The organism is Acidovorax sp. KNOB132 (assembly GCF_057541515.1).
Genome location: NZ_BAAJYT010000516.1, coordinates 1 through 1,330 on the forward strand (window position 1 = coordinate 1; position 1,330 = coordinate 1,330).

General features: G+C 69.7%; 1 protein-coding gene and 1 pseudogene. One reads left to right on the forward strand and one right to left on the reverse strand.

Annotation, left to right across the window (positions count from 1 at the left end; translation table 11 throughout):
- Nucleotides 1-230: pseudogene (locus tag AC27IO_RS24255) on the reverse strand (hypothetical protein); the annotation flags it as partial.
- A 149-nt stretch (nucleotides 231-379) separates the two neighbouring features.
- Between AC27IO_RS24255 and purU the strand changes: the two are divergent.
- A complete protein-coding gene (purU, locus tag AC27IO_RS24260; protein ID WP_284431101.1) occupies nucleotides 380-1,228 on the forward strand; it encodes a formyltetrahydrofolate deformylase in 849 nt (282 codons plus the stop codon).
- The last annotated feature ends 102 nt before the right edge of the window (nucleotides 1,229-1,330 follow it).

A 1,330-nucleotide genomic window follows, 5' to 3' on the forward strand; every position in this document is an offset into this window, starting at 1 on the left:
GCCTGCAGCCGGCGCAGCCCGGCCACCGCCAGGGCGGCGGAGACCAGCACGAAGGCGATGTCCTTGGCGCTGCCCCACAGCCCGGCGCGGGTGCCGCCACCGGCGTCCGTGCCCAGCAGCCAGGCCAGCAGTGCGTCGCCGCCCGCCACCCACGCCACGCCCGCCGCCACGTAGGCGGCCCACGCCCAGCCGGGCACCCGCGTCAGGGCCGGGCCCTCCTCTTCATCCATGAACGTCCTTGTTGTGTTTTGCCTCGCCCGCCGGGCGCACCGCGCTTTCCAGGCGGCCTCCAATGGGACCGTATTCTCGCGCCAGCCGGGGCGCTCCAGAGCGATCGGCGCGGCACGGCCCCTGGCCTTGCTGCGACAATCGCCCCGCTATGAACCAAGCCTATATCCTTACCCTGTCCTGTCCCGACAAGCTCGGGCTGGTGCATGCGGTGTCCGGCTTCCTGCTGGAGCATGGCGGCAACATCGAAGAGGCCGCCCAATACAACGACCACGCCACCGGGCTGTTTTTCATGCGCGTGCAGTTCGCCTGCGCAGCGCACGACCACGCCGCGCTCAAGACGCAGCTGGCCGCCTTCGCCGGCCCGCACGGCATGCACTGGCAGCTGCACCCGGTGTCCGAGCCGATGAAGACGGTCATCATGGTCAGCCGCGAAGGCCATTGCCTGAACGACCTGCTGTTTCGCTGGAAGTCCGGCCTGCTGCCGGTGCACATCGCGGCCATCATCAGCAACCACCGCGATTTCTACCAGTTGGCGGCCAGCTACAACGTGCCGTTCCACCACATTCCCGTGACGGCCGCCACCAAGGCGCAGGCCGAGGCGCGGCAGTTCGAGATCATCGAATCCGAGGGGGCCGAACTGGTGGTGCTCGCGCGCTACATGCAGGTGCTGTCGGACGACCTGTGCCGCAAGCTGGAAGGCCGGGCCATCAACATCCACCACAGCTTCCTGCCCAGCTTCAAGGGCGCCAAGCCCTACTACCAGGCGCACGACCGCGGCGTGAAGCTGATCGGCGCCACCGCCCACTACGTGACGGCCGACCTGGACGAGGGCCCGATCATCGAGCAGGATGTGGCCCGCGCGGACCACAGCAAGACGGTGGAAGACCTCACCGCCATGGGCCGAGACACCGAAAGCCAGGTGCTGGCCCGCGCCGTCAAGTGGCACACCGAGCACCGCGTGCTGCTCAACGGCCACAAGACGGTGATCTTCCGCTGAAGGCGCCCCGGGTGCGGCGCATCGAGGGAGCCCGGTGACCACGGCCCGCCCGTTCGACCGGCCACGCGGCGCGGTGCGCGCGGCCGACCCGGAAGCCGCCGG